Origin of the sequence: Haemophilus influenzae (assembly GCF_019703545.1) — a bacterium.
GTDB classification, from domain to species: Bacteria; Pseudomonadota; Gammaproteobacteria; order Enterobacterales; family Pasteurellaceae; genus Haemophilus; species Haemophilus influenzae_E.
This window is the reverse complement of record NZ_AP018771.1, coordinates 343,558-365,230: the sequence shown is the minus strand read 5'-3', so window position 1 is coordinate 365,230 and position 21,673 is coordinate 343,558. Positions and strand designations below refer to the sequence as shown.

Below are 21,673 nucleotides of genomic sequence, written 5' to 3'. Positions count from 1 at the left end.
ATACGCCCTTTGTAGTGAAAGTAAAATTTATGCCACTAATTGTTTTAAAATACGGCGAACTGGCTCTGCCGCACCCCATAATAATTGGTCACCCACGGTAAAAGCTGCCAAATATTCAGGCCCCATAGCCAATTTACGTAAACGCCCCACTGGCACGCTTAATGTACCTGTTACTTTCGCTGGCGTTAATTCACGTAATGTGGTTTCTTTGTCATTTGGAATTACTTTTACCCATTCATTATGTGATGCAATAATTTGTTCAATTTCTTCTAATGGTAAGTCTTTTTTCAATTTAATGGTAAACGCTTGGCTGTGGCAACGTAATGCACCGATACGCACACATAAACCATCAACAGGAATTGGATTGTCGCTTAAACCTAAAATTTTATTGGTTTCTGCATAACCTTTCCATTCTTCTTTAGTTTGCCCTGTTTCAGGAAGAAGTTTGTCAATCCAAGGGATTAAGCTACCACCTAATGCTGCACCGAAGTTATCCGTTGGGAAACTATCAGAACGCATTTCTGCCGTCACTTTACGTTCAATATCTAAAATAGATGAAGCAGGGTCTTTTAATTCACTTGAAACTGCTTGTTCTAATAAACCCATTTGTGAAAGTAATTCACGCATATTTTTTGCGCCAGCACCTGAAGCAGCTTGATAAGTTGCCACAGAAATCCATTCCACCAAATCTTTTTCAAATAGACCGCCGATAGCCATAAGCATTAAGCTTACGGTACAGTTACCGCCCACGAAAGTTTTAATGCCTTTTTTCAAGCCTTCAGAAATCACGTGTTGGTTTACTGGATCAAGCACAATAATTGCATCATCTTTCATACGCAACGCAGAAGCGGCATCAACCCAATAACCATCCCAACCTGTTGCTTTTAATTTTGGATAGACTTCATTGGTGTAATCGCCACCTTGGCAAGTCACGATAATGTCTAATTTTTTAAGTTCTTCAATATCGAATGCACTTTTCAGGTCGCCTGCATCCTTGCCACCAAAAACAGGTGCTTTTTGACCTGCTTGTGAAGTTGTAAAAAATACCGGATTAAGATTTTCAAAATCATTTTCCTGCGACATACGATCCATTAATACGGAACCCACCATTCCGCGCCAGCCGATAAAGCCTACATTTTTCATTGTTGTTTCCTTAGTTTGTTGTGCTTGAATAGCATTATTAATTACAAGATAGCGTTAGCAAAATCAAGTATTTTTAATGAAAATTGATCTTTTGCGAAAGAAATTAAATAAAAAATAAAAAAGTGTGGTTAATTTAAAAGAAAATTTAATTTAATCACTCTTTTTCTAGTTATCTACTTCAACACTTATTACGCCATCTTCTGCTTTAAGTAAAGCATACGCATCTTTCAACATTGTGGAATCAATGGAAAAGCAACGAATTTGTAACCGCACTTCTCCACTACTTTGATCTTTGACTTGTATATGTTCAATACGATACTGATTATTTACTAACAATTGGGTAACTTTCCCTATGCTTTCCGCATCATTGACAAGAATATTGAATTTCGTCCGACGACGTTGTGATTTACGATGTACCCAACGTTGCACTAATGGACTTAATCGAATAGACACCAAAATCATCACAGTGGCGATGACCGCATCAAACACGAAACCTGCCCCAGCAGCAATACCGATCCCCGCAGAAGCCCAAATAATCGCCGCAGTGGTTAAACCTGAAATCGCATCATTTTTCTTATGCAAAATCACACCAGCACCTAAAAAACCGATGCCACTAATCACTTGAGCCGCAAGGCGCATCGGATCCGTACGAATATTTTCTGAAACTTGTGCATAATGCTCTGCGGCTTGAATTGAAACAATGGTTAGCACACAAGTGGTAACGGCAATAATGGCGCAAGTTTTTACACCCACAGGCTTACGTTTAAGTTCACGTTCTAAGCCAATAACACTGCCAAGCACCATCGCTAATAGCATTTTGCTAAAAATAATTAAGTGATCAGGATTGAAAAGTGCGGTTAAAAGTAAAGATGAATTTTCCATAGTGATAAAAATAAGTCAGACATACTCGTCTATTCTACATCACTTAGCTTAAAATCTTTACCCTTCCAAGCCTTTAATTTATCGCCTTTCTTGCGAAAATTGAGTAGAATCTTGCGTTTGAAATTTTATAGAGCGAAAGAACGGTTATTTTATGCAAAATTCAACCCCAAGCATTGGCTTTGTAAGCCTTGGCTGCCCAAAAAACTTGGTAGATTCTGAACGAATCTTAACGGAACTACGCACCGATGGTTACAACATTGTGCCAAGCTATGAAAATGTCGATTTAGTGATTGTGAACACCTGTGGTTTTATTGATAGCGCGGTGCAGGAATCCCTAGAATCGATTGGCGAAGCATTAGAAGAAAATGGGCGAGTTATCGTGACTGGCTGTTTGGGGGCAAAAGAAGACCAAATTCGTGAAGTGCATCCTAAGGTTTTGGAAGTCAGTGGCCCACATAGTTATGAAGCAGTGATGGCACAAGTACACAAATACGTGCCAAAACCGACACATAACCCTTACATCAGCTTAGTACCAAAACAAGGCGTAAAACTGACTCCAAAACATTATGCCTATTTAAAGATCTCTGAAGGCTGTGATCACCGTTGTACGTTCTGCATTATTCCATCTATGCGTGGCGATTTAGAAAGCCGTTCTATTACGCAAGTTTTGGACGAAGCAAAACGTTTAGCCGAAGCAGGCGTAAAAGAATTGCTTGTGGTATCACAAGACACTTCCGCTTATTCCATGGATTTAAAACGCCAAGAGGGCGGGGTAAAAACAGCTTTCTGGAATGGCATGCCAATTAAAAATGATTTAATGACGCTTTGTAAACAGCTTGGCAAACTTGGCATTTGGGTTCGCTTACATTATGTGTATCCCTATCCCCATGTGGATGATTTAATTCCATTAATGGCTGACGGTACGCTCTTGCCGTATTTAGACATTCCATTACAACACGCCAGCCCGAAAATCTTAAAAGCAATGAAAAGACCGGGCAGTATTGACCGCACTTTAGAACGCATTAAACAATGGCGTGAAATTTGCCCTGATTTAACATTACGCTCCACTTTCATTGTAGGTTTCCCAGGAGAAACAGAAGAAGATTTCCAATTATTGCTCGATTTCTTAAAAGAAGCCCAGCTTGATCGCGTAGGCTGTTTCAAATTCAGCCCCGTTGAAGGCGCACCTGCAACAGATATGGCTGACCAAGTGCCAGAAGATGTGAAAGAAGAACGTTTCCATCGTTTCATGCAATTACAACAGGAAATTTCTGCAAACCGTTTAAAACAAAAAATCAGTAAAACTCTTGATGTATTAGTGGATGAAATTGACGAAGAAGGCATTATTGGCCGCTCCAAAGCAGATGCCCCTGAAGTGGATGGTTTAGTTTATGTAGATAATTTAAGCGGAATCAATGTCAAAGTGGGCGACGTGATTAAAGTAACCATCACAAATTCTGATGAATATGATTTGTGGGGAAGTTGTTAAATAACAACAATCTCAAGGAAATAAACAAAAAATCCATCTTCGTATTGAAGATGGATTTTTTATTAGCCAAACACTTTTTCCAAATGTGCTTGGTAGTCTGATAAATATTGTTCTACTTGTGGATTTTTAACCACATCGTTACATAAGAATGTCGGCAGACGGGTCAAGCCGATGAACTCATTGAGTTTGTGGAAATGCATATACAACACATCCACACCTTTGCCTTCAAAGAAATCGCCTTCGCGAGTAAAGGCTTCAATCGGTGCATTCCAAGTAAGTGAAAGCATATGTTTTTTGCCTTGCAACAAGCCGCCTGTGCCATAGCCCTCGGTTGGATTAACGCTGTGTCTGCCATCACTGTGATATAACTTGCCGTGTCCGCTGGTTAATACTTCGTCTATGTATTTTTTCACTGTCCAAGGTTCGTGCATCCACCAGCTCGGCATTTGCCAAATCACGGCATCCATCCACAAGAATTTTTCGATTTCTGCTTCAACATTATAGCCAGCATCGATCACAGTTTCTTTTACATTGTGTCCAAGTGCAGTCAAAACTTCTTTCGCTTTTTTATGAAGCGTGTGATTCAACTCGCCGTGAGAATGTCCAAACGCTTTACCACCGTCTAATAATAAAATATTCATCTTTTTGCTCCTAAAGCAATAATCCAAAGAGAGCTTTATTATGCTGTTTTACTTTATACTTAAAAAGTGCAAAAATAAAAAAACTCTTTTGCGTTAAACAGAATAATAAAATGAAAACAACTTCTGAAGAATTAACGGTATTTGTGCAAGTAGTCGAAAATGGTAGTTTCAGCCGTGCGGCCAAACAGCTAGCGATGGCAAATTCTGCTGTAAGCCGTGTGGTGAAAAGGTTAGAAGAAAAATTAGGCGTTAACCTAATCAACCGCACCACGCGACAGCTAAGACTAACAGAAGAAGGTTCACAATATTTTCGCCGAGTGCAGAAAATTCTGCAAGAAATGGCTGCAGCAGAAGCTGAAATGTTGGCTGTGCACGAAGTACCACAAGGCGTACTACGCGTAGATTCCGCCATGCCGATGGTGTTACATCTGCTAGTGCCATTAGCAGCGAAATTCAACGAACGTTATCCGCATATCCAACTTTCGCTAGTTTCTTCCGAAGGCTATATCAATCTGATTGAACGCAAAGTCGATATTGCTTTACGAGCTGGAGAATTGAATGATTCTGGGTTGCGTGCTCGTCATCTGTTTGATAGCCAATTCCGATTAGTTGCCAGTCCAGAATACTTGGCAAAACACGGTACACCACAATCAACTGAAGATCTTGCCAACCATCAATGTTTAGGCTTCACTGAACCTAGTTCTCTAAATACATGGGCGGTTCTAGATGCTCAAGGAAATCCCTATAAAATCTCACCGCACTTTACCGCCAGCAGCGGTGAAATCTTACGGTCATTGTGCCTTTCAGGTTGTGGTATCGCTTGCTTATCAGATTTTTTGGTAGACAATGACATCGCTGAAGGAAAATTAATTCCCCTATTTTCTAATCACATCACCGATGAAACACTCCCTTTCAACGCTGTTTATTACAGTGATAAAGCTGTCAATCTTCGCCTACGTGTGTTTTTAGACTTTTTAGCAGAAAAGCTGAGGGGATAATTAAAATTCATAAGCATCAAATTTTAAAGTCCATTTGTAAAAATACTTTAAAACTTAGCCGCACTTTCTCCCCATTATTTTTTCATTTAAAGCCATTTTCTAGTCTCCTTTCAAAATCGCCCTCAATCTATCAAGTTGATTTTGTGTTTTTTCTTGTTTTTGCTCGGTGGTTAGTTTTGGTTTATCGCGTTCCCATAACACATCGTCATTGGGTAATTCAGCTAAAAATCTGCTGGGTTCTGGACGAATTAATTCTCCATATTGACGGCGTTCTCGACACAAAGAAAAAGTGAGTTCTTTTTGTGCTCTTGTGATGCCAACATAAGCCAAGCGGCGTTCTTCTTCCACGTTGTCTTCATCAATGCTAGTTTGGTGGGGCAAAATGCCCTCTTCCATACCGATCAAATAAACATAAGGGAATTCCAATCCCTTAGAGGCGTGCAATGTCATCAGTTGAACTTGATCGCTCTCATCATCGTCTTCGCCTCGCTCCAACATATCTCGTAATGTTAGGCGGGTTACTACTTGATTAAGGTTCATTGGTTCATTGGTTTCATCGCCTTTTAACATATCCGCAACCCAATCAAATAGCGTGGCAACATTCTTACTTTGCATTTCTGCCGCTTTAGGGCTTGTTGCGTATTCGTACAAATATTCTTCATAATGAATCGTGGATAACATAGAACGTACCGCTCGCTCTGGTTCAGAACGTTGAATTTCATCATTAAGTTCTACAATCCAACGGCCAAATTTTTGCAATGAATCATAGGCTTTTGGCGTGATGCGTTGAATAAGTTCAAACTCAAAAATAGCATTAAATAAACTGATGTGTTTTTCTTGAGCCAACTCGCCAAGTTTTTGTAAGGTTGCGGTGCCAATTTCACGTTTAGGTGTATTCACAATACGTAGGAATGCGGCATCATCATCTTGATTCACCACCAAGCGCAAATACGCCATCATATCTTTGATTTCTGCACGGGAGAAAAAAGAAGTACCGCCAGAAATTTTGTAAGGAATACGGTTTTGCATCAGTACTTTTTCGAGTAATCGGGATTGATGATTGCCTCGATACAAAATCGCATAATCTTTATATTTGGTTTTACGGCTAAAACGATGGGCGATCAACTCAGCGACAATCCGCTCTGCTTCGTGTTCTTCATTTTTTGCTTCGATAACAAGCAATTTTTCCCCTTTACCAATGGTTGAAAAAAGTTTCTTATTAAACACGTGCTCATTGTTATCAATCAAAATATTAGCGCAATGCAAAATACGCTGGGTTGAACGGTAATTTTGCTCTAGCTTAATCACGTTCAAACGAGGGAAATCATCGCGTAAACGCACCATATTTTCTGGTCGTGCACCACGCCACGAATAAATAGATTGGTCATCATCGCCCACCACAGTAAAACATGCACGCTCCCCCACTAAAAGTTTAATCAGCTCATATTGACTGGTGTTGGTGTCTTGATATTCATCCACCAACAAATAACGAATTTTTGCCTGCCATTTTGACCGCACTTCTTCATTTTGCTTGAACAACAACGTCGGCAGCATAATCAAATCATCAAAATCAAGGGCGTTGTAAGCTCGAATTTGTGTGGCGTAACACTCATAACATTTTGCGAAAGTTTGATATTTAGCATCACGCGCCAACGCAAACGCCTGTTTTGGCGAAATCAAATCGTTCTTCCAGTTAGAAATCACTGAAATTAACTCACGCAATAAATCCTTATCTTCTTTTAATACATCAGCGGTTAGCTCTTTTAACAACGCAAATTGATCATGTTCATCAAACAAAGTCATATTTGATTTAAAGCCCAACGCTTTATATTCACGCTTAATAATGTCAAAACCGAGCGTATGAAAAGTGGAAACAAGCAAGCCTTTAGATTGTTCTTTGCCAATGGAATGTGCTACACGCTCTTTCATCTCGCGTGCGGCTTTGTTGGTAAAAGTAACAGCAGCAATTTGTTTCGGAGAATAACCGCACTTTTCAATTAAATGGGCGATTTTATTAATAATGACGCGAGTTTTGCCAGAGCCTGCACCAGCAAGCACAAGACAAGGGCCTGTCACATATTCAACGGCTTGTTGTTGTTGAGGATTGAGTTTCATAAGAATTATTGAGCCCACGCATAGGGCAGTAATACAGTGTCTAATAAAAATGAGAGAGGCAAATCTAAGATTGGCAATCCCCATTGTTGAGCCATTTCAAGATCATAAGCAACCCCTGCATAGGCGGTATATTTTTCTGTTGGATCGATAAGTTTGACCACGGAACCACAACCAGATAAAACGATAAGTGCGGTTAAAAAAATAAAGTTTTTTATCATCGTGCTTTTAACGCATTGAACACTGACACAGGCACTAACTCTGCCACATCGCCGCCATGCAAATAAATTTCACGTACAATGGTGGAAGAAACAAACGCCCATTTTTCTACTGGTGGGAAAAACAGACTATCTACGCCTTTTGTGAGTAAACGATTAAGGGCAGCCAATTGCAGTTCATATTCAAAATCTGTTGTTGTGCGTACGCCGCGAATAATGGCAGAAATATTGTGCTGTTTAATCACATTTGCCAACAAATCAGAAAAGCCAAACACCTCCACATTGGATAAATGTGTAACAGATTGACGAACAAGCTCCACGCGTTTATCCAAAGAAAATAGCGTTTTTTTGCTTGGACTATTTGCCACCGCCACTAAAACACGAGGAAAAATTACCGCACTTCTTTCAATAATGTCTAAATGACCATTCGTAATCGGATCAAAAGTACCAGGATAAATCACGCTCGTCATACATTGCGCTCCAAATAAGGTTTTAATAAATCTAACAAACGCTGTAATGCCCCTCGGTTTTCCATCAGCACTTCATAGCCAGCATTGCCTAAACGTTCGCGGGCTTCTTTTGAATTTAATAAGGCTTCTACGGCGCGTTCTAAGGCATCTGCGGTTGAATTAACTTCCAACACACCTTGCACTCCCACCAACATTCGAAATATCTCAGGGAAATTAAAAGTATTCTTGCCAGTAATCACTGGCATTTTAAACATAAGAGGTTCCAGTGGATTATGCCCCCCGTGTTTCACAAGGCTTCCACCCACAAAAGCAATATCAGAAACGCCATACATCAACATCAGTTCGCCCATACTATCGCCCAAAATTACTTGGGTATTTTCATTTGGTAATTCATTTGTGGAACGACGAATAAATTGGAATTTTTCCTTTTTAAGTAAATCAGCCACCACATTAAAACGCTCTGGATGGCGTGGAACGAGCAATAACAATAAATTTGGGTATTTTGCTAACAAAGTGCGGTGAGATTTTAAAATGATTTCATCTTCTCCGTTATGCGTACTCGCTGCAATCCAAATCGGACGATTTTTTACCCAAAGAGATCGTAAATCATCAATCTTTTCACGTAATTCATCAGTGATCGAGAGATCATATTTAATATTGCCCGTGATATTCAATTTTTCCTTTGGATAGCCCAAAGTGGCATAGCGTTTTCCGCTAATATGATCCTGTGCTGCAATCAAACTAATTTGCGACCACATTGTTTGTAAGCGCGCTTTTATTTTTCCGTAACGATGTGCAGAACGTGCGGATAAACGAGCATTAGCGATGACAAATGGGATATTGCGTAAAAATAATTGATGAATAAGATTAGGCCAAAGTTCTGTTTCCATCACGATACATAATTTAGGTTGTACAAAATTAATAAAACGATGGATCGAAAAAGGCAAATCAAAGGGGAGATAATAATGAAAAACGCTGTTTCCAAAAGTGGCTTTTACGCGTTCTGAACCTGTGGGAGTAAAAGTTGTAAAAGTAATGGATAAATGCGGATAATCTTGTTGCAATTGGCGAACCAGCGGTGTCGCCGCAATCACTTCCCCTACGGAGGCTGCGTGGATAAAGATCCCTTGTGGTGGTGGACAAGGCGCATTACCATAAAAACCATAACGTTCAGTCAAACGCTGACGATAACGTGGAGATTTAACACTGAGCAAGCCAATAAAACACAATATCAACGGCTGGCAAATTAAAAGCAAGCTGGTATAAAAAAAACGCCACATAAATGAAATTCGGTTATACTTGAAAAAATTTCGGCTAGTATAGCAAAAAAAGGATTGAAAATATGCCTACAATTAGCGTTGCAATGATTGTAAAAAATGAAGCACAAGATCTAGCGAATTGCTTAGACACTGTGAAAGATTGGGTGGATGAAATTATCATTCTAGATTCTGGCAGCACAGATAACACTAAAGAAATTGCGCTCAGTTATGGGGCGAAATTCTATGAAAATAGAGACTGGCAAGGGTTTGGAAAACAACGCCAATTAGCCCAACAATATGTAACCAGTGATTATGTACTCTGGTTAGATGCAGACGAACGCGTTACCCCCAAGCTGAAACAGGCTATCTTAAGTGCGGTTAAAAATGATCGAGAAAATACCGTTTATGAAATTCCACGAGTTAGTGAAGTATTTGGACGTGAAATTCGCCATTCAGGCTGGTATCCCGATTATGTGGTTCGCCTCTATCGCACAAACTATGCGCAATATAACGACTCACTTGTACATGAAAAAGTGGAATTTCCAGCTGGCACAAAAGTAGAAAAATTAACAGGGGATTTAGAGCATTTCACTTATAAAAGCATCCATCATTATCTAGTGAAATCCGCAGGTTATGCCAAAGCCTGGGCTGACCAACGCCAAGCTAAAGGAAAAAAAGCCACACTTTGGCAAGGAATTTCGCACGCGCTTGGTTGTTTTATGAAGATGTATTTGTTAAAAGCGGGTTTTTTAGATGGCAAACAAGGATTTTTATTAGCGGTGTTATCAGCGCATTCAACCTTTGTAAAATACGCCGATTTATGGGAGCGCGATCAGCATAAACACTAGCGAGTTTTGCAAGGACAATCGTTTAAATGATCGTCCACCAGCCCCATAGATTGCATAAACGCATAGCACGTGGTTTCGCCAACAAAGACGAAACCACGTTTTTTTAAGGCTTTAGAAAGTGCTTTCGATGCTTCTGTTTTAGCTGGCACAGATCGCAAATCAGGCACATCATTGACGATCGGTTTATGATTTACAAATGACCAAATAAAATCACTGAAATTTTCACCGCACTTTTCCATCGCCAAATAAGCTTTTGCATTTTTGACAATGGCTTCTAACTTGGCTCGATGGCGAATTAATCCCGCATTTTTCATACAATCATCAATATCAAGTGCGGTCATTTTTGCGATTTTTTTCGGATCAAATTGATGAAAAGCCTCACGGTAAGATTCACGTTTTTTCAAAACCGTAATCCACGAAAGCCCCGCTTGCTGCCCTTCCAAACAAATTTTTTCAAATAGCTTTTGGCTGTCGAATTCAGGCTTTCCCCATTCCTTGTCATGATAATCAATATAAATAGGTTGTTTGCCAACCCAAGGGCATCTGGTTATTTGTTGCATATTAAAACTTGACAAAATAAAACGTTTTGATATATTCCGAGCCAAGTGGATCGAGGGTGCTTGGTCGGCGTCATAGCTTCAGTGAGTTTCATTGAGGCTTTTCGCTTTTTAGGGCTAAGGAAATAGATGAAATACGTTCCATAAAACCTTCACGCTGTTCACGAGAAGTGAAAATATTAAAATCGCTGTATTTATTTTCCATTGGCAATTACCTTATTTTAATTGCTCATAAACCGCGACAAAATCTGGCATTACACCTCGCCATAAATGGAAAGAATGTGCTGCTTGCGCGACCAACATTCCAAAGCCATCGCTAACATTGGTTAAACCTAAACTTTTGCATAATGCAATAAATGGCGTGTCTGTGCCTTTCGCATATTGCATATCGTAAAAAGCTGAGCCTAATTTTAAAATTTCAGCATCAACTGAAGCCGTTCCACCACGTAATCCAGCAGAAGTTGCATTAATCACTACATCATAAGTTTGTAGTGGAATCGAATCCATTGAGGCAGCTTGAATATTGCCGTAAGGCTGAAATCTTTCAGCTAATTCTTTGGCCTTAGAAAAAGTGCGGTTGGCAAGCACAATATTTTGTTGAGCTTGTAAAAGTGGCAATAATACGCCTTTTGTTGCTCCGCCCGCCCCCAAGATTAATACGTGCTGATTTGGATGAAGCCAATTCAAACGTTGTAAATCCGTCACTAAGCCAATCCCATCAGTGTTATCCGCATAAAGTTTTCCATCATCGAGTTTTTTTAGCGTATTGCAGGCTTCCGCCAGTTTTGCTCGTTGGCTATAGTCATCTGCCAGCTGATAAGCTCGTTCTTTAAAAGGCGAAGTAATATTGCAACCTTTCGCGCCCTCCTCAAAAAATGCCAAAAGCTGTTGTTCAAAAGCATCAAGATCGCCTAATTTTGCAATGTATTCTATGGTTTGATGGGTTTGCGTTGCTAACTTATTTTGAATCAATGGGGATTTACTTTGCACAATCGGATTGCCCCATACAGCATAAAGATCCATAAATTATCCCTGTCTAAAAAGTTGATTTGTACGCAAGTCTCGAATTTCTGATGGATTGAGTGCACCGCCCACAATTTCATCTAATACTGGAAAATCTGAACCGAATTGTGACCGCACTTCATCGGCGATGCGGCAAGGTGGCTCTCCTGTCAGATTTGCGCTAGTCGAAGTTAATGCAAAACCCGTGATTTCACATAAGGCTTTCACAGATGGGTGATCGCACAAACGTATTGCAATGCTATCAAATTTTCCTGTGAGAAAATGCGGAGTGGTGGATTTAGCTGGCACAATCCAAGTCGTTGGGCGTTCATATTTACCTTGCAGGCGAGAAAGCTGTTCATCGTTAATCTGTTCAAAATCGACAAAAGGACGGAAAAAATCCAAGCTAGGAGCGACTAAAATCAGCCCTTTTTCCACTGGACGTTGCTTTAAATCAAGTAATTTTTTTACCGCACTTTCACTTTGCGGATTACAGCCTAAACCAAATACGGCTTCAGTGGGATAAGCAACCACTTGATTTTGTCGAAGGGCATCGGCGATTTGTTCTCTATTCATTTCATTCTTTTACTTTTATTGCTCAAAAATATGACGGCAAGTTTTATTTGCACACTGGAAAATTTGTTTTTCCCCATCTTCGCCTTTTAACAAGGAAAGTGGAAAATGGCAGGTTGGGCAAGGCAGGGTATAAGGCTTGGCAGGCAAAGAAAATTTACATTTAGGAAAATTATCACAGCCGTAAAAAATCTTTCCTTGGCGACCTCGACGAGAAATCAAATACCCCGTTTTACATTCAGGACAAGCAATTTTTTCCTCAGTCTCAGATTCTTCTCGCACCACAAAATCGCATTCAGGATAATGACTACAACCAATAAACATCCCAAAACTGCCTTGTTTCAACTGCAATAAATTACCGCACTTCGGGCAAATTTCATCAAGTGTTTTTAATACTTTATGCTCCGATCGTTGCAAAGGACGCAAATAATCACATTCAGGATAAGCAGAGCAACCTAAAAACAGCCCTTTTTTGCCTTGTTTAATTTGCAAAGGCGCACCACATTGAGGGCAATATTCCAGTTGTTTGCTATGATGAAAAAGGCTTTGATTCATAATCTATCCTTATGCTTGAAGCATTTCTTCCAATTCTTCCTGTGCGGTCATCCATTCCGTTTCCACATCATCCAATGCTTTCTTCACATCCACTTGTTGAGCCAAAAGTGCGGTCAATTTTTCTTTATTTTCGGCATTATATAATTCAGCATCTGCCAGTTGATTTTCTATGTTCGCAAGCTCAGAAGAAAATTTATTCATTTTTTCTTCTAATTGCGTGATTTTTTTACGTAATGGTGCAGTTTGTTGGCGTAACTCTGCTTCACGGCGTTTTTGTTCCTTACGATTTTGAACCGAATTTTCATTATCGCCCACTTTTTCTGAAACTTTATTTTCAGACGTACTGTTTTGTTCATTCAGCCATTTTTGATAGTCTTCTAAATCGCCTTTAAATTCTTCTACTTTTTTATCGTGAACTAAATAAAATTCTTCCACGGTATTGCGTAATAAGTGACGATCGTGAGACACCACCACCAAAGAACCTTCGTAATCCACCAACGCTTCCGTTAATGCCTGACGCATATCCAAATCCAAATGGTTAGTCGGTTCATCAAGTAATAACAAATTCGGTCGTTGCCAAACAATCAAAGCCAACACCAAGCGGGCTTTTTCTCCTCCAGAAAAAGATTTTACTGCTTGATTTACTTTATCGCCGTGGAACGCAAAACTGCCTAAATAATCGCGAACCTGTTGCTCCGTTTGTTCTGGTGTGAGTTTTTGCATATGCCACAGAGCGGATTCATTTGCGCGTAAAGTATCTAATTGATGCTGGGCAAAATAGCCAAGCTGCACGCCTTTTGCCAACTGAACTGTGCCTGAAAGTGCGGTCAGTTCTCCTGCTAAAAGTTTAATCAAAGTTGATTTTCCCGCACCATTTTTACCGAGCAAACCAATCCGCGAACCTGGCACCAAATTCAGTTTAATTTTACTTAAAATTTCTACCGCACTTTCGCCGCTGCCATAACCTGCACTTGCCTGTTCAATCATCACCAACGGATTCGGCAAGGATTGCGGTGGACGAAATTCAAAAGTAAAAGGATTATCCACATAAGCAGGCGCAATCAGTTCCATTCTTTCTAGTGCTTTCATACGGCTTTGCGCTTGTTTGGCTTTGGTCGCTTTGGCTTTAAAGCGATCAATATATTTTTGTAAATGGGAAATCTTTTGCTGTTGCTGACGATACATCGCCGTTTGTTGTGCCAGTTTAGTGGCTCGTTGCACTTCAAAGGAAGAATAATCGCCCGTGTATTCGTTGAGCTTCTGATTTTCGATATGAAGGATTTTTGTCACAATTGGATCGAGAAAATCACGATCGTGAGAAATTAATACTAAAGTGCCTTGATATTGCACTAACCAACGTTCTAACCAAATAACCGCATCCAAATCCAAATGGTTGGTCGGTTCATCCAGTAATAATAAATCCGATGGACAAAGCAATGCCTGTGCCAAATTCAAACGCATCCGCCAACCGCCCGAAAAGGCTTTCACTGGCTGTATTGTTTCTTCTTGGCTAAATCCTAAACCATGCAATAAAGAAGCGGCACGCGATTGAATTGTCCACGCATCCAACATTTCTAATTGCTCATGAATACGTGCAATAGCGTTACCGTCATTGCGTTCATTTGCACGTTCAAGCTCTTGTTGCAAACGGCAATATTCACGATCCCCTTGAATCACATAATCAATCGCAGAAATATCCAATGCAGGCGTTTCTTGATTCACCCAAGATACCCGCCAATTTGCTGGATAATTTACCTCACCGCCCTCTGGCGTTAATTCTTTTTTTAATAAGGAAAAAAGAGACGACTTACCACAACCATTTTTCCCCACCAAACCGACTTTTTGCTTGGGGTTAATCGTAGCAGACGCATTTTCGAGAAGTTCCGTTTGCCCTCGTTTTAAAGATAAGTTACTAAATATAATCATTTTTCTACATAGGTCTTAATTTGAGGCTATTTTGCAATATTATTTACAATATACAAAATTTGTTTTTATTTATGCTTGAATTAATTGAGGGGATTGTATTGGAATACGTGTTATCCGTATTGTGCATAATGAAAAAGTGCGGTAAAAATTTACCGCACTTTTGATTTTAGATAAGTTTAGAATTCAAACTGCACTGACATCTTATAATTTCTACCTGGTGCGTAGAAACGGTTAATGCCTAATCCTGTCTTTTGATCTATAACATTACTTGTTCCAAATGAACGAATTGAACGCGCAGAATCCCAAGTAATATATTTACGGTTTGTAAGATTATATACACCAGCTCTTATGGTTAAATTTTTAATTGGTTGCACATATCCAATTAAATCTAGAATAGTATAAGATTTACTACGCCATTTTATGCTAGTGTTGGCTTGTTTTTTATCTTTCGCATAAATATCATAAGTATCTTCTGGATTTTTAGTGGCTACGTGGGTGGCGTAGAAATTAAATCCAAATTTTTGGCTTGGGTGGTCATAGCCTAAGCCATACACCATTGTTTTAGGCTGAATTGCATTCATAGGAATATTGCCATCCATTCTTCCTTTTTGATAGGTATATTTATAGCTTAGGTTAAATCCATCCATAAATTTTGCCATTTTACCAAGGAATACTTTTGAATTAATTTCTATTCCTTTTACTACCGCACTATCTCTATTAATATTTTGATAAAGAGAAAATGGTAATGTTTTACCTCCGCCAACTAATTTAAAATCTTTTTCTCCTTTAAATATTAGGTCGATAAAGTTTTTATAGTTGGTTTTAAATAGACTTGTCGAGATAAAACCCCAATCATCATGATGTAATGTAAAAGCAATTTCTTTTGTTTTTGCTATCTCTGGTTTTAGATTAGTATTTGGCAAAATAGTGAAATCAGGGTGTTTAAAGGTGAAATACATTTCATCTGAAGTTGGTGCTCTAAAACCTTTTGAATATTTTAGTTGTAAACGAAGAAAACTCGTTGGATCAATCGTTGAAGCAAAACTGTAAGAATGTGCTTTATATTTTTTGTTTTGTTTAGCGATATAGTCAATATTTTCTTGTACGTTTTTCTTAACTTCATCATTACTATTTCGACCTTTTTTTAATGGAATAAATAATTCTTTCACAATATCATCAGGTAATTTCGGTGTAACGCCGTGTTTATATTTTGGTTGATAATGGATATTGTCATAACGATATCCTAAATCAAATGATAAATAATCAGTTATAACAACACTATCAAAGAGATAGACTGATTTTTCTTTTGTTTTAATGGGTAATAAGTAAGAAAATTCAGGATCAACTCGAGGGCAAAGAAAGGCATTCCAAGAAGAAGTATTTTCACAAGTTTCAGGTACCTCACGTGGTGGTCCTGGATAATATACCATTTTAGTGCCTAGAGTACGTTTAGCCCACCATTGTACATCAGAAGCATCATTACCAGCACGATTAACCATTCGCTTCATCGTTGTATTATATGAGCTACCATATTGTAGATTATGTTCAACACGCCAAGTTTTGAAGTCTTTGGTTAAATCTAAATTTAATTGTTGGGTGTTGGTGTCTAAATCTCGCTCTTGCCAGAGGCGTTCTAAATAACCCGGAGATGAGGGAAGAATAGAGAATGTTTTATTATAATTCCCTTTCTTTATTCTAGCGAATGTTCTGCCATTTAATTCTTTTGTTTCAAGTTCAACGTCTTTTTTCCACGTTCCAGTAGTGCCAAAACTATAATCAGCTTCAAAAACTTTCATTTTTGTACCATCTTTACAATTAAATATTGAACAATCATACCAAACCTCATTGTAACGTTCTGGCTTAATTCCTGTTTCAATTACTTTCTCATCAGTATCAATAAATTTATTGAATTCATAGATTTTTTCAGTTCCTTTAGTTCCTTTTTCTTTAAATTTAAGTGGTGAACCATCTCGACGTGTTATTTCCCCATTTGTTACTGTTAGTCCCGCGGGATTTTCTGTTCCCTGACAATGTCTTACACCAGCATCACAATACTCATCTGTGCGTGCACGAGTTTTAATACGTTGATCAGAATAAGTGAGTTTTAATGTATCCCAAAATGGAGTTTGGGAGAAATTTTCATAACTAAATGAAATATTACGTCTCTTTGTTTTATCATTGGTGTGTCTAGATTCAACTTCAGGGGTTTCATTACCACTACGTTGATATTTTAGTGTATAGGATAAATCTTGCCCACGAGAACGATGTTCATATAAATCAGCGGCAAGGGTAAAACGATGATTTTCAGTAGGATTGAAAGATAATTTTAATAATGTACTATCTTGTTCAATTTTGTATGGGTCTGCTTTTTCTCTTTTTTTACCTTGAGTAAGGCTATCTGCATTTTTGTAATCATAGTTTTCAAGTTCGTGTCCATTTCTGCTTGTTGTAACCACTAGCACATCGAACTTTTTATAACGTCCTGCAAGAGTCAGCGTATTGAATGATTGATTATTTTCTGTAGCGTATCCCTTTTTGTAGCTTACATAGTAATCCTTGTTAAGGAGATAATCTCTCGCATCTTTTGTTTTATAAATTACAGATCCACCTAAGGAACCACTACCACTTTTGATTGAATTTGCCCCTTTTGTAATATTTACTTCTTTTAAAGTTTCAATTTCTGCACCATTACGCGTATTATTGAAGTTACCATAACCCTCAAAAAGCTCTTTAAAGCCTTGAGAAGATAATGTTTCAGCTTGACGTAATCCATCAATATTAATCGCTACACGATTTTCATCTACACCACGAATGGCAAAACCGCTTTGCCCAAAACGCCCAGCTTCAACAACAGTAACACCAGTCTCGTATTTAACGATGTCTTTAATATTGTTTGCTTGTTCTCTTTCCAGCGTTTTAGCCGTTTTTACCGTTTCAGCAATTTTTGGTGGTGTTTTTGTATCACTATTTTCGGTAGAACCAGATACATTAATTTGCTCTAGTTGTTCAGAAACATTACTATTTTGGTTGGTTGGTTGGTTGGTTGGTTGGTTGGTTGGTTGGTTGGTTGGTTGGTTGGTTGGTTGGTTGGTTGGTTGGTTGGTTGGTTGGTTGGTTGGTTGGTTGGTTGGTTGGTTGGTTGGTTGAGCTGCATAAGCAACACCTGCCGTTAGCCCAAGCATAACGGAATAGGCAAGCACGTTTAATCTAAAATTGGTCATATTTAATCCCATAAAAAAAATAATAATAATTCTCAAATATATTATAGGAGAAAGTATTCTCTCACAATACTAAAAGTGTATTTTTGATCAAAATCAAGAAATAAAAACTATTCTCATTATTTGCTGTATTTAAACGAGCTTGTTTCCTATAATGCGAACCGTTGATTGTTGATATTAGTAGTTGTAGGGTGGGCTTCAGCCCACCATCAAACAATCGTAAGATATTTTGGTGGGCTGAAGCCCACCCTACGTTAAGTACGCATAATTCTTTCTATGCGTACTTCTTTTTATTTTAGGAGTAATCATTATGATGATAGATAAACGCCTAATTAACACGGTGGCTGACAGCAAAAAATGGATTGGCGTCACGGTGTTGTGGAATTGGGTGGCGTTAGTTGGTGGGATTATTAGTGCCGTCGTGTTTTCTTATATTTTACAGGCGGCTTATTTTCACGAATTAAGCCTGTTAAGTGCGGTCATTTTTGGCATCATTTTGATTGCAGCATTGGCATTGCGTGCGTTTGCAGGGAAAAAATCTGTGCAGGCGTCTTATTTTGCCAGCACAAAAGTGAAGCATGAATTGCGTAGCCTTATCTATCGTAAATTGGCTTCTATGCCGCTTAACCAAGTGAACCAGCAATCCACCTCAAGCATTATTCAAGTGGCATCAGAAGGTGTAGAACAGCTTGAAATTTACTTTGGGCGTTATTTACCGCAGCTTTTTTATAGCTTGCTTGCACCGCTTACCCTCTTTGTTTTCTTGATTTTTTTCAGCTTTAAAACAGCCGTAATTTTGTTGATTTGTGTGCCGCTTATCCCTATGTCGATTATTGCGGTGAATAAAATTGCGAAAAAACTTTTGGCAAAATATTGGTCAATTTATGTGGGGTTAGGCAGCAGCTTTTTAGATAACTTGCAGGGTTTAATTACGCTAAAAATCTATCAAGACGACGCTTATAAAGCGAAAGAGATGGATAAAGAGGCTGAGCATTTCCGCAAAATTACCATGAAAGTGCTTACTATGCAGCTTAACTCGGTTTCTCTTATGGATTTACTCGCTTATGGCGGCGCGGCAATTGGGATTTTAACTGCATTATTGCAATTCCAAGATGCACAACTCAGCGTGTTAGGCGTGATTTTATTTATTCTCCTTTCTTCTGAGTTCTTTATTCCGCTTCGTTTGCTTGGTTCATTCTTCCATGTGGCGATGAATGGCAAAGCGGCTTCAGATAAGATCTTCACATTACTTGATACGCCAGTGGAAACCCAACAAAGTACGGTGGATTTTGAAGCCAAAAATAACGTTCAAGTGGAAATTAAAGATCTGCATTTTTCTTATAGTGAAGAAAAACCAGCAATTACAGGTTTAGATTTGAGTATTTTACCAAATCAGCTTACGGTATTTGTGGGTAAAAGTGGTTGCGGTAAATCGACCTTAGTTTCGTTGTTGATGGGTTTTAATCAAGCGCAACAAGGTGAAATTTTGTTTAATGGACAAAACGCCCTCAATATTGACCGCACTTCTTTCTATCAAAAAGTATCATTAGTAAGCCACAGCAGTTATGTGTTTAAAGGCTCGCTGCGTGAAAATATGACGATGGCGAAAATTGATGCCACAGATGAACAAATTTATGCTTGTTTAGAACAAGTGAATCTCGCCCAATTTGTACGCGAAAATGGCGGCTTAGATATGCAGCTATTAAGCCGAGGTGCGAATTTATCGGGCGGTCAAATTCAACGTTTAGCTTTAGCGCGTGCTTTGTTACACAATGCCGAGCTTTATATTTTTGATGAAGCGACCAGTAACATTGATGTGGAAAGCGAAGAAATTATTTTGCAGTTCATTCAACAATTTAAACAACAAAAAACCATTGTGATGATTTCCCACCGCTTGGCAAATGCGGTAAATGCCGACTGTATTAACGTACTTGACCAAGGCAAATTGATTGAGCAAGGCACTCACGAAACTTTAATGGCAAAACAAGGTGCGTATGCTGAAATGTTCCAACAACAAAAAGATTTAGAACAAATTAGAGAGGTGGCAAATGCGTAAAAATGGTTTTGTTGTAATGGGGCATTTGTTGAAATTAGTGACACCACTTGCACACATTATGGCGTTTACCATTACTATGGGGACGCTCGGTTTCCTTGCTGCCATCTTTATTATGGTGCTGGGTGCGATGGGGTTAGTGAATCTCTTAAACTTTGACACTCATTTAAGTTTCTCTGGCATTTTGACCGCACTTATCGTATTAGCGGTGGCTCGTGGCGTATTGCGTTATTTAGAGCAAATGTCAGGGCATTATATTGCTTTTAAATTACTCGCATTATTGCGTGACAAAGTGTTTTCTTCTTTGCGTCGTTTGGCTTTTGTGAAGTTGCAAGATAAACAAGCAGGGCAATTAGTGTCATTAGTAACCAATGATATTGAATTGCTCGAAGTATTTTATGCACACACTATTGCACCAATTATGATTGCGTTTTTTACTTCTGCGATTTTATTGTTGGTCTTTGCGCATCTTTCAGGTTGGTTTGTGCTTGTGGCATTGGCGGCGTATTTAACAGTGGGCGTAATCCTACCGATTATTACCACCAAATTGGCACGTGAAGATGGCAGACGTTATCGTGAATTAGTCGGCGAAATGAATGATTTCTTCCTCGACAGCGTGCGTGGTATGAAAGAAATTCAGCTTTTTGGCTATGCAAAACAACGCTTAGATGAAATTCAACAACGCAGCCAAAAAATCGATATGGCTTTTGAGCGTATTAAAGACCAAGAAGCGAAAGTTCGTGTTTATACTGAAGTGGCAGTATCCGTTTTCAACATTATTATGCTGTTTACTGGCTTAATTTTATTTAGCTTAGATAAAATTGATTTCTCAGCCTTTTTAATCGGCGTGATTTTATTAATGTCGAGCTATGGGCCAGTTATCGCCTTAAGTAACCTTTCAAGCAACTTATTACAAACTTTGGCTTCTGGCGAACGAGTATTAAGTTTATTAGCGGAAGAGCCAGAGTTAAAAGACGTAGAAAGTGCGGTGGATTTAAAAGAGGTTTCTCACATTGATGTCGAGAACCTAAACTTCGCTTACGGCGAAGAACAAATTTTATCGGATGTCAGCTTATCTGTGAAAAAAGGGGAAATCTTAGGTATTCACGGCAGAAGCGGAAGCGGTAAAAGTACTTTGTTAAAACTGCTTATGCGTTTTTACGATCCAAAATCAGGCAGTATTAAAATTAACGGCGAAACCTTACCGAATATTAACACTCGTAGCTTGCGTGACAATATGGCATACATTACTCAGCAAACCTATATTTTCAACGAAACCATTGAGGAAAATATTCGCCTTGCTCGCCGTGATGCAACCTTAGAAGAAATTATGGAAGCAGCGAAGAAAGCCTCAATTCACGATTTTATTTTGAGTTTGCCACAAGGCTATCAAACAAAAATGACGGAATTGGGTGGCAATCTCTCTGACGGAGAAAAACAACGTATCGGTATTGCCCGAGCATTTTTACATAATGCCCCGATTATCTTGCTTGATGAGCCAACTAGCAATTTGGATAGCTTAAACGAAGCAATGATTTTGAAATCATTACTCAATGTTAAAGCGGAAAAATTGATTATTCTCGTCAGCCACCGACAATCCACTATGGCAATTTGCGATCAAGTGATTGGCATAGAAAACGGCAGAATGTCCTAAATTAATATAAGAAAAAAATCGCACTGTTAAAAGTGCGATTTTTTTGTTGGATGGAAAAAGTGCGGTAAATATTCC

Annotated in this window: 18 protein-coding genes; 5 read left to right on the top strand and 13 right to left on the bottom strand. The window is 38.8% G+C overall.

What is annotated here, in order from left to right; translation table 11 throughout:
- Positions 1-27 precede the first annotated feature (27 nt).
- Together asd and K6J66_RS01800 are read right to left on the bottom strand one after the other, a co-directional pair.
- Positions 28-1,143: an aspartate-semialdehyde dehydrogenase gene (asd, locus tag K6J66_RS01805; protein ID WP_005654515.1), complete on the bottom strand. Its 1,116-nt coding sequence runs from the start codon at positions 1,141-1,143 to the stop codon at positions 28-30.
- A 165-nt stretch (positions 1,144-1,308) separates the two neighbouring features.
- Positions 1,309-2,025 carry an MgtC/SapB family protein gene (locus K6J66_RS01800; RefSeq protein ID WP_005654516.1) on the bottom strand — a complete coding sequence of 239 codons (717 nt, stop codon included), beginning with the start codon at positions 2,023-2,025 and terminating at the stop codon, positions 1,309-1,311.
- Positions 2,026-2,176: 151 nt separating this feature from the next.
- Here K6J66_RS01800 and rimO point away from each other — a divergent pair, with 151 nt between their 5' ends.
- The gene (rimO, locus tag K6J66_RS01795; protein WP_038439514.1) at positions 2,177-3,514 is read left to right on the top strand and encodes a 30S ribosomal protein S12 methylthiotransferase RimO; all 1,338 of its coding nucleotides are present in this window, start codon (positions 2,177-2,179) and stop codon (positions 3,512-3,514) included.
- A gap of 62 nt (positions 3,515-3,576) precedes the next feature.
- On the opposite strand, the gene K6J66_RS01790 is transcribed toward rimO, so the two are convergent.
- Positions 3,577-4,155, bottom strand: a complete 579-nt coding sequence (locus K6J66_RS01790; RefSeq protein ID WP_038439515.1) for an NAD(P)H-dependent oxidoreductase — start codon at positions 4,153-4,155, stop codon at positions 3,577-3,579.
- 110 nt (positions 4,156-4,265) lie between these two features.
- Between K6J66_RS01790 and yafC the strand changes: the two genes are divergently transcribed.
- Positions 4,266-5,153, top strand: a complete 888-nt coding sequence (gene yafC / locus K6J66_RS01785) for a DNA-binding transcriptional regulator YafC (protein WP_038439516.1) — start codon at positions 4,266-4,268, stop codon at positions 5,151-5,153.
- A 99-nt stretch (positions 5,154-5,252) separates the two neighbouring features.
- Here the strand turns inward: yafC and rep are convergent, their stop codons facing one another.
- From rep to waaA, 4 genes are read right to left on the bottom strand one after another with little or no spacing between them, the layout of a single operon-like run.
- Positions 5,253-7,268 (bottom strand): DNA helicase Rep, encoded by a 2,016-nt coding sequence (gene rep, locus K6J66_RS01780; protein WP_038439517.1) that lies wholly within the window; start codon positions 7,266-7,268, stop codon positions 5,253-5,255.
- A gap of 5 nt (positions 7,269-7,273) precedes the next feature.
- Positions 7,274-7,486: a YceK/YidQ family lipoprotein gene (locus tag K6J66_RS01775; RefSeq protein WP_110442606.1), complete on the bottom strand. Its 213-nt coding sequence runs from the start codon at positions 7,484-7,486 to the stop codon at positions 7,274-7,276.
- Complete coding sequence (gene coaD, locus K6J66_RS01770; RefSeq protein ID WP_038439518.1) at positions 7,483-7,953, bottom strand: pantetheine-phosphate adenylyltransferase; 471 nt, start codon at positions 7,951-7,953, stop codon at positions 7,483-7,485. Before coaD ends, K6J66_RS01775 begins: the two co-directional genes overlap by 4 nt.
- On the bottom strand, positions 7,950-9,233 hold the full coding sequence (waaA, locus tag K6J66_RS01765) for a lipid IV(A) 3-deoxy-D-manno-octulosonic acid transferase (RefSeq protein ID WP_038439519.1): 1,284 nt from the start codon (positions 9,231-9,233) through the stop codon (positions 7,950-7,952). Before waaA ends, coaD begins: the two co-directional genes overlap by 4 nt.
- Positions 9,234-9,295: 62 nt before the next feature.
- Between waaA and K6J66_RS01760 the strand changes: the two genes are divergently transcribed.
- A complete protein-coding gene (locus K6J66_RS01760) occupies positions 9,296-10,060 on the top strand; it encodes a glycosyltransferase family 2 protein (protein ID WP_038439520.1) in 765 nt (254 codons plus the stop codon).
- Here K6J66_RS01760 and K6J66_RS01755 read toward each other — a convergent pair.
- The 6 genes from K6J66_RS01755 to K6J66_RS01730 all read right to left on the bottom strand — a co-directional run bounded on the left by K6J66_RS01755 (position 10,057) and on the right by K6J66_RS01730 (position 17,894).
- Positions 10,057-10,620, bottom strand: a complete 564-nt coding sequence (locus tag K6J66_RS01755) for a DNA-3-methyladenine glycosylase I (RefSeq protein WP_038439521.1) — start codon at positions 10,618-10,620, stop codon at positions 10,057-10,059. The two genes, K6J66_RS01760 and K6J66_RS01755, sit on opposite strands and share 4 nt — an antisense overlap.
- A gap of 213 nt (positions 10,621-10,833) precedes the next feature.
- On the bottom strand, positions 10,834-11,640 hold the full coding sequence (aroE, locus tag K6J66_RS01750; RefSeq protein ID WP_038439522.1) for a shikimate dehydrogenase: 807 nt from the start codon (positions 11,638-11,640) through the stop codon (positions 10,834-10,836).
- 3 nt (positions 11,641-11,643) lie between these two features.
- A complete protein-coding gene (gene tsaC / locus K6J66_RS01745) occupies positions 11,644-12,195 on the bottom strand; it encodes an L-threonylcarbamoyladenylate synthase type 1 TsaC (RefSeq protein WP_038439523.1) in 552 nt (183 codons plus the stop codon).
- A 15-nt stretch (positions 12,196-12,210) separates the two neighbouring features.
- The gene (locus tag K6J66_RS01740) at positions 12,211-12,747 is read right to left on the bottom strand and encodes a DNA topoisomerase family protein (protein WP_110442607.1); all 537 of its coding nucleotides are present in this window, start codon (positions 12,745-12,747) and stop codon (positions 12,211-12,213) included.
- 9 nt (positions 12,748-12,756) lie between these two features.
- Positions 12,757-14,673, bottom strand: coding sequence for an ABC transporter ATP-binding protein (locus tag K6J66_RS01735; protein ID WP_110442608.1), 1,917 nt, complete (start codon positions 14,671-14,673; stop codon positions 12,757-12,759).
- Between the two features lie 176 nt (positions 14,674-14,849).
- Positions 14,850-17,894: a TonB-dependent hemoglobin/transferrin/lactoferrin family receptor gene (locus K6J66_RS01730; protein WP_221260115.1), complete on the bottom strand. Its 3,045-nt coding sequence runs from the start codon at positions 17,892-17,894 to the stop codon at positions 14,850-14,852.
- A 307-nt stretch (positions 17,895-18,201) separates the two neighbouring features.
- Here K6J66_RS01730 and K6J66_RS01725 point away from each other — a divergent pair, with 307 nt between their 5' ends.
- Both K6J66_RS01725 and cydC read left to right on the top strand, forming a co-directional pair.
- Positions 18,202-19,947, top strand: a complete 1,746-nt coding sequence (locus K6J66_RS01725; RefSeq protein ID WP_110442609.1) for an ABC transporter ATP-binding protein/permease — start codon at positions 18,202-18,204, stop codon at positions 19,945-19,947.
- Complete coding sequence (gene cydC / locus K6J66_RS01720) at positions 19,940-21,598, top strand: thiol reductant ABC exporter subunit CydC (protein WP_110442610.1); 1,659 nt, start codon at positions 19,940-19,942, stop codon at positions 21,596-21,598. Before K6J66_RS01725 ends, cydC begins: the two co-directional genes overlap by 8 nt.
- The last annotated feature ends 75 nt before the right edge of the window (positions 21,599-21,673 follow it).

Excerpts from the sequence above, each read along its gene's own strand:
- K6J66_RS01760 (WP_038439520.1), top strand. The coding sequence starts at position 9,296 with ATGCCTACAATTAGCGTTGCAATGATTGTAAAAAATGAAGCACAAGAT.
- tsaC (WP_038439523.1), bottom strand. The coding sequence starts at position 12,195 with ATGAATAGAGAACAAATCGCCGATGCCCTTCGACAAAATCAAGTGGTT.
- aroE (WP_038439522.1), bottom strand. The coding sequence starts at position 11,640 with ATGGATCTTTATGCTGTATGGGGCAATCCGATTGTGCAAAGTAAATCC.
- K6J66_RS01730 (WP_221260115.1), bottom strand. The coding sequence starts at position 17,894 with ATGACCAATTTTAGATTAAACGTGCTTGCCTATTCCGTTATGCTTGGG.
- rep (WP_038439517.1), bottom strand. The coding sequence starts at position 7,268 with ATGAAACTCAATCCTCAACAACAACAAGCCGTTGAATATGTGACAGGC.
- asd (WP_005654515.1), bottom strand. The coding sequence starts at position 1,143 with ATGAAAAATGTAGGCTTTATCGGCTGGCGCGGAATGGTGGGTTCCGTA.
- cydC (WP_110442610.1), top strand. The coding sequence starts at position 19,940 with ATGCGTAAAAATGGTTTTGTTGTAATGGGGCATTTGTTGAAATTAGTG.
- K6J66_RS01725 (WP_110442609.1), top strand. The coding sequence starts at position 18,202 with ATGATGATAGATAAACGCCTAATTAACACGGTGGCTGACAGCAAAAAA.
- K6J66_RS01755 (WP_038439521.1), bottom strand. The coding sequence starts at position 10,620 with ATGCAACAAATAACCAGATGCCCTTGGGTTGGCAAACAACCTATTTAT.
- K6J66_RS01735 (WP_110442608.1), bottom strand. The coding sequence starts at position 14,673 with ATGATTATATTTAGTAACTTATCTTTAAAACGAGGGCAAACGGAACTT.
- waaA (WP_038439519.1), bottom strand. The coding sequence starts at position 9,233 with ATGTGGCGTTTTTTTTATACCAGCTTGCTTTTAATTTGCCAGCCGTTG.
- coaD (WP_038439518.1), bottom strand. The coding sequence starts at position 7,953 with ATGACGAGCGTGATTTATCCTGGTACTTTTGATCCGATTACGAATGGT.
- yafC (WP_038439516.1), top strand. The coding sequence starts at position 4,266 with ATGAAAACAACTTCTGAAGAATTAACGGTATTTGTGCAAGTAGTCGAA.
- K6J66_RS01740 (WP_110442607.1), bottom strand. The coding sequence starts at position 12,747 with ATGAATCAAAGCCTTTTTCATCATAGCAAACAACTGGAATATTGCCCT.
- K6J66_RS01790 (WP_038439515.1), bottom strand. The coding sequence starts at position 4,155 with ATGAATATTTTATTATTAGACGGTGGTAAAGCGTTTGGACATTCTCAC.
- K6J66_RS01800 (WP_005654516.1), bottom strand. The coding sequence starts at position 2,025 with ATGGAAAATTCATCTTTACTTTTAACCGCACTTTTCAATCCTGATCAC.
- K6J66_RS01775 (WP_110442606.1), bottom strand. The coding sequence starts at position 7,486 with ATGATAAAAAACTTTATTTTTTTAACCGCACTTATCGTTTTATCTGGT.
- rimO (WP_038439514.1), top strand. The coding sequence starts at position 2,177 with ATGCAAAATTCAACCCCAAGCATTGGCTTTGTAAGCCTTGGCTGCCCA.